Source organism: Bacillus sp. 05T31 (assembly GCF_056396725.1).
In genome coordinates this window covers 1-4,824 of record NZ_JBFTMA010000505.1, presented here as the reverse complement: position 1 = coordinate 4,824, position 4,824 = coordinate 1, and the positions used below count along the sequence as shown (strand labels likewise).

The window sequence follows — 4,824 nt, the reverse complement described above, 5'->3', positions numbered from 1 at the left end:
GGCAGACGCACAGGACTTAAAATCCTGCGGTGGGTGACCACCGTGCGGGTTCGACCCCCGCCCTCGGCACCATATGCGCCCGTAGCTCAATTGGATAGAGCGTTTGACTACGGATCAAGAGGTTAGGGGTTCGACTCCTCTCGGGCGCGCTTTTATTAACGGGAAGTGGCTCAGCTTGGTAGAGCACCTGGTTTGGGACCAGGGGGTCGCAGGTTCAAATCCTGTCTTCCCGATTTTCCCAAAAACATGGGGCCTTAGCTCAGCTGGGAGAGCGCCTGCCTTGCACGCAGGAGGTCAGCGGTTCGATCCCGCTAGGCTCCACTTTATTTTTTATATGTCGGAGGTATACCCAAGTTCGGCTGAAGGGATCGGTCTTGAAAACCGACAGGCGGCGAGAGTCGCGCGGGGGTTCGAATCCCTCTACCTCCTCCATTTTTTAAAAAAGTGGTTTAGTTACATATAAAAATGAATAAGATATTAATTTTTCCTTCATGGAGGTATACCCAAGTTCGGCTGAAGGGATCGGTCTTGAAAACCGACAGGCGGCGAGAGTCGCGCGGGGGTTCGAATCCCTCTACCTCCTCCATTTATTTTTAAAACATAATATCRTCGCGGGGTGGAGCAGTACGGTAGCTCGTCGGGCTCATAATCCGAAGGTCGCAGGTTCAAATCCTGTCCCCGCAACCAATGGTCCCGTGGTGTAGTGGTTAACATGCCTGCCTGTCACGCAGGAGATCGCCGGTTCGACCCCGGTCGGGACCGCCATTTTATGTTGGCTCGGTAGCTCAGTCGGTAGAGCAGAGGACTGAAAATCCTCGTGTCGGCGGTTCGATTCCGTCCCGAGCCACCATTTTTTTTGTTTTTTTTTATGCCGGCTTAGCTCAATTGGTAGAGCAACTGACTTGTAATCAGTAGGTTGGGGGTTCAAGTCCTCTAGCCGGCATCATTTAGGGGCATAGTTTAAAGGTAGAACTGAGGTCTCCAAAACCTCCAGTGTGGGTTCAATTCCTACTGCCCCTGTAAAGTATGGGCCTATAGCTCAGCTGGTTAGAGCGCACGCCTGATAAGCGTGAGGTCGATGGTTCGAGTCCATTTAGGCCCACCATATATTCCGCAGTAGCTCAGTGGTAGAGCTATCGGCTGTTAACCGATCGGTCGTAGGTTCGAGTCCTACCTGCGGAGCCATGGCCCGTTGGTCAAGTGGTTAAGACACCGCCCTTTCACGGCGGTAACACGGGTTCGAATCCCGTACGGGTCATAAAAAAAGAGTCAGCATATTGCTGACTCTTTTTTATTATGTATAAGCCTCTTTTTATCACCTTATTTTCCTGAAATAAATAAAGGGATTTAGGAAAAGCTATGGTATGTATTAAAAGGAGGAGATAAAAAATGACGCAAGTTAGAGAACTTATGAGTACTCATATCGTACATTGTACACCATTAGACAATGTATATGAGGCAGCTGTAAAAATGAAGGAAGAATCGGTTGGATTGATTCCTGTTATTGAAAATAAACAAGTTGTTGGGCTTGTTACATATATTAGCGTGATGTATCCGAGACATTATATAATAAGTATAGAGTCAATATTTTTGAAATTTTTTTTAAATTTGTCATTCCTAATTTTTAATAAGAGAAAAAGTGATATACTGAGAGATATAAGTATTATGATAAATTTTGAATATAACAATATGTATTGTTAATGATGTAATAATGAATTAATATTTCCTACGTAGATAAGGTTCAACTAATAATTATTGGGGGGGTGTCCATCCCCCAATAATTATTAGTTGAACCAATCGGGCTTTTATGGGCAGTTTTATCGCCCACCTAACTTCCTCGCATTCGCAGAATTTTGAGGTGGGAGTCTTACTGCCCGCAAATAGCGGGATAAAAAGGAAAGGGGAATTATATGAGGGCTGTACAGGGCGATCCAAATTGGAATTTGGTTACAGATACATATATAGAACCAAATAATTTCGCTGAGTTATTTTCTTTGCTTGTACCTTGTCATCCAAAAGGTGAAAGGAAAGAGCGAACTATATTAGTATGGAAAGAAAAAGAATTTTATAAAGAAGAAAATTTAGCGGCATTTATCGTATATGGCATGAATAAAGTAAAGAATTTACCGCAGTTTCATAAAGATGAAATTCCAACTCTAGTACGTATTCTTCGGTTATGTCAAGAGATTGGTTGGTATGAAGAGGCAAATGCTTTTATGATAACCCAAGGGCTAGATGAATTTGTCAAAACTTCATTGGAGTATGAAACATGGGATCTTTTGACGAAAGCAGTTGCTTTAAACTATTTAATTATTAAATATCGTATTGGTGAATTAACAGCTGAGGATGTAGAAATTTGGGAGCGAGTTAAATTTAATGAGAAATGTATAACAGATTGCAAACATCTATTATCTCATAAAGAAGTATTGGAATTTACATTCTTTTATATGTGTAAGCGAGCTAAGCTACTGTCAAAAGAGCAATTAAATAGTGATATGATGAGTCTGGCAATGTATTGTAATACTTTTGTGTATGATTTATATACACATGACTTATTACGAAAGTATCGTAAGTGTACAGACTTCCTATCATATTATGGACCTAGTCAAGCAGTTTTAGCTTGTCAAAGAGCTGTACTTTCACAAATTTCCGATCGATTAGACCCTTTAAAGACAACTCATGTAGATGATTATTTATATGTGATGAAAGAAATGATGGAGCATATGACGATAGGGGTAATGGATCGGTATGGTCATTTTATTGGAAAGCTACTATCATATGTACCATTTTTCGAAATGATCCAAGTTCCACAGCATGCATATTATTGTGAAGAATTACTGTATATTTGTAAGGGAATTGAATACAAAGAAGAAATACTACGCAATTATATATTTATACAATTACATGATTGTTTACCATCATTCTTTAAACTATTTCTTAAAAATAAGCGTTATGCAACGATTCATGATATTCTTTTCTATTGGTGCGACGATGAACAAAGAATGAGCTTAGAGAAAAAATATAATCTTAGTTTCATTTATGAAAAATATGCTTGTGGATAAACCATATTTTACATATTAAAAATTAATATAAATTAAAAAGGATCTCAAGTTTATGTGAGATCCTTTTTTTGTTAGTAAAGCAAGGAGAAAGTAACTAAGATAAGAAATAACATTCCATAAAGGAGAAATTGTGCAGTATAACTTCCTTGTATACCAAAAAAAGTATTCATTTTTTCATATAAATTCAATATATATTTCATTGGATTATCTTTGAAAGATTGGTACACAGTGTCTCCTCTTTCTAAGCTTCTTGTTCATGTTTTTGGTTATTAGGAACATGAACGTATCTAGCTATGAATAATAAAACACCTATAAAGAATACAGGAAGTACGGTAGATAAATAAAAACCATTACTAATTATATTTGTTATAAGAGCACTTAAAAGAAAAATTACATTATAAATATGGGCAATTTTTTGTTTTAGCCGCATTTGTAATGCTTCCATAATGATTTCTAAAGCAACAAAAGCAATAATAATAGATAAAAATACAGTGTTCGTATTATAAATGATTAAACAACAGATTAAACCTAAAAAGGCCAGGTATTCAATAAAGAGAGGTATATTGCGTGGCATATAATTTACCTAACTAAATATGGCAGTGGGTTTACTGCATTTGTTTTTTCAAAATTCCATTCCCCATTATGTAATTCAAAATGGAGATGTTGCCCGTATGAATGACCTGTGTTTCCCATATGACCTACTAATTGTCCAGTTTGTACTTGATCACCAGCTTGTACAGTGCGATCCTTCATATGAGCATAAACTGTTGTATATAATTTCCCATTTATTTGATGGGCGATGAACACGACATTGCCGTAGCTAGCCGAATAATAAGATTTCACAACCTTACCTGCAGCAGCAGCTTGAATAGAGACATTTCCTTGTGCTGCTATATCTATACCATAATGCATTTGCTCCCAGCGCATATCAAAAGTGGAGCTGATTTTCCCTTGAGTAGGGAATTTGAAAACTGCTGGAATTGATGCAGGTGGAGCTGTTTTAGCGTGTGCTTGATTTTGATTTTGCACTACATAGTGTTTTGCTACATATCCGTATCCTGTGCCAAAACGAATTTTATACCAAGTACCTACCGTTTCTACTACTTGTACTTGTGTACCATTTTGTAATGAGCCAAGTAGAGTGCCACTTGTGCTAGCATTGCTACGTACATTTAATTTTGGTGTTGCAACAGTATACGAAGGAGAACCTTGTACTGTTACACCTTTTACTAGAGGTGTGGATCCATTAGATACAAATGTTTTTTGTACGTAACCAATTTGACCGTTATGTAATATTTTGTACCAATCTCCTTGTTCACCTTGAATGGTAATGAATTGACCATTTGGTAATATATCTAGAATAGAAGACTCTGTATTAGGTTCAGAACGAACGTTTAATGCGTTTGCATTTACGATATATTGAGACTTTGGTTGAACATTTTTTTTGAATAGAATTGCATCTTTTTTCATATAGCCTGTTTTGTTGTTAACAGATACTTTATACCAATCTTGAACTGTTTCAAGAATAGTAACCGGGCTATTAAATCGAATGGTATCAATTATTGCACTGTCTGTATGGCTATTTTGATGTAGTGCAACGTTGTCAATTTTTACATATCCAGTTTTTACTGTAGATGGTTGCTTAGCAGCCGCTGTTTGTATATCGGATTCTCCCATAGAAGGAAGTAAAGAAGCAATTGCGATAGTAGTTGCTGTTAAAGCTGTGGCTTTCATATTCATGTAATAAAGACCTCCTCTAGTT

General features: G+C 37.8%; 3 protein-coding genes, 13 tRNA genes and 1 pseudogene. 15 read left to right on the top strand and 2 right to left on the bottom strand.

The features are described 5' to 3' along the window. Positions 1 to 75 precede the first annotated feature (75 nt). The 15 genes and pseudogenes from AC1DJR_RS23070 to AC1DJR_RS23000 all read left to right on the top strand — a co-directional run bounded on the left by AC1DJR_RS23070 (position 76) and on the right by AC1DJR_RS23000 (position 3,062). Positions 76 to 149: transfer RNA gene (locus AC1DJR_RS23070), tRNA-Arg, on the top strand. A 10-nt stretch (positions 150 to 159) separates the two neighbouring features. Then, a tRNA-Pro gene (locus tag AC1DJR_RS23065) sits at positions 160 to 233 on the top strand. A 15-nt stretch (positions 234 to 248) separates the two neighbouring features. Continuing rightward, positions 249 to 321 (top strand) — tRNA-Ala (locus AC1DJR_RS23060). A gap of 18 nt (positions 322 to 339) precedes the next feature. Beyond that, positions 340 to 432: transfer RNA gene (locus tag AC1DJR_RS23055), tRNA-Ser, on the top strand. A 61-nt stretch (positions 433 to 493) separates the two neighbouring features. Next, positions 494 to 586, top strand: a tRNA-Ser gene (locus tag AC1DJR_RS23050). A 24-nt stretch (positions 587 to 610) separates the two neighbouring features. Further along, positions 611 to 687, top strand: a tRNA-Met gene (locus tag AC1DJR_RS23045). Positions 688 to 689: 2 nt separating this feature from the next. After that, a tRNA-Asp gene (locus AC1DJR_RS23040) sits at positions 690 to 765 on the top strand. Positions 766 to 774: 9 nt separating this feature from the next. Beyond that, positions 775 to 850: transfer RNA gene (locus AC1DJR_RS23035), tRNA-Phe, on the top strand. A gap of 20 nt (positions 851 to 870) precedes the next feature. Continuing rightward, positions 871 to 943, top strand: a tRNA-Thr gene (locus tag AC1DJR_RS23030). Positions 944 to 949: 6 nt separating this feature from the next. After that, a tRNA-Trp gene (locus AC1DJR_RS23025) sits at positions 950 to 1,020 on the top strand. Between the two features lie 8 nt (positions 1,021 to 1,028). Further along, a tRNA-Ile gene (locus AC1DJR_RS23020) sits at positions 1,029 to 1,105 on the top strand. Between the two features lie 5 nt (positions 1,106 to 1,110). Continuing rightward, positions 1,111 to 1,185: transfer RNA gene (locus AC1DJR_RS23015), tRNA-Asn, on the top strand. Between the two features lies 1 nt (position 1,186). Beyond that, a tRNA-Glu gene (locus tag AC1DJR_RS23010) sits at positions 1,187 to 1,258 on the top strand. 131 nt (positions 1,259 to 1,389) lie between these two features. Then, positions 1,390 to 1,536, top strand: a pseudogene (locus AC1DJR_RS23005) (CBS domain-containing protein); the annotation flags it as partial. 374 nt (positions 1,537 to 1,910) lie between these two features. Then, positions 1,911 to 3,062, top strand: a complete 1,152-nt coding sequence (locus tag AC1DJR_RS23000; RefSeq protein ID WP_429687658.1) for a DUF3965 domain-containing protein — start codon at positions 1,911 to 1,913, stop codon at positions 3,060 to 3,062. Between the two features lie 241 nt (positions 3,063 to 3,303). On the opposite strand, the gene AC1DJR_RS22995 is transcribed toward AC1DJR_RS23000, so the two are convergent. Then, positions 3,304 to 3,636 (bottom strand): hypothetical protein, encoded by a 333-nt coding sequence (locus AC1DJR_RS22995; protein ID WP_002010638.1) that lies wholly within the window; start codon positions 3,634 to 3,636, stop codon positions 3,304 to 3,306. A gap of 5 nt (positions 3,637 to 3,641) precedes the next feature. Beyond that, positions 3,642 to 4,802: an SH3 domain-containing protein gene (locus tag AC1DJR_RS22990; RefSeq protein ID WP_002010641.1), complete on the bottom strand. Its 1,161-nt coding sequence runs from the start codon at positions 4,800 to 4,802 to the stop codon at positions 3,642 to 3,644. Positions 4,803 to 4,824 lie beyond the last annotated feature (22 nt).

Bases quoted from the DNA above. Each gene is read 5' to 3' on its own strand.
- AC1DJR_RS23000 (WP_429687658.1), top strand. From the start codon at position 1,911: ATGAGGGCTGTACAGGGCGATCCAAATTGGAATTTGGTTACAGATACA.
- AC1DJR_RS22995 (WP_002010638.1), bottom strand. From the start codon at position 3,636: ATGCCACGCAATATACCTCTCTTTATTGAATACCTGGCCTTTTTAGGT.
- AC1DJR_RS22990 (WP_002010641.1), bottom strand. From the start codon at position 4,802: ATGAATATGAAAGCCACAGCTTTAACAGCAACTACTATCGCAATTGCT.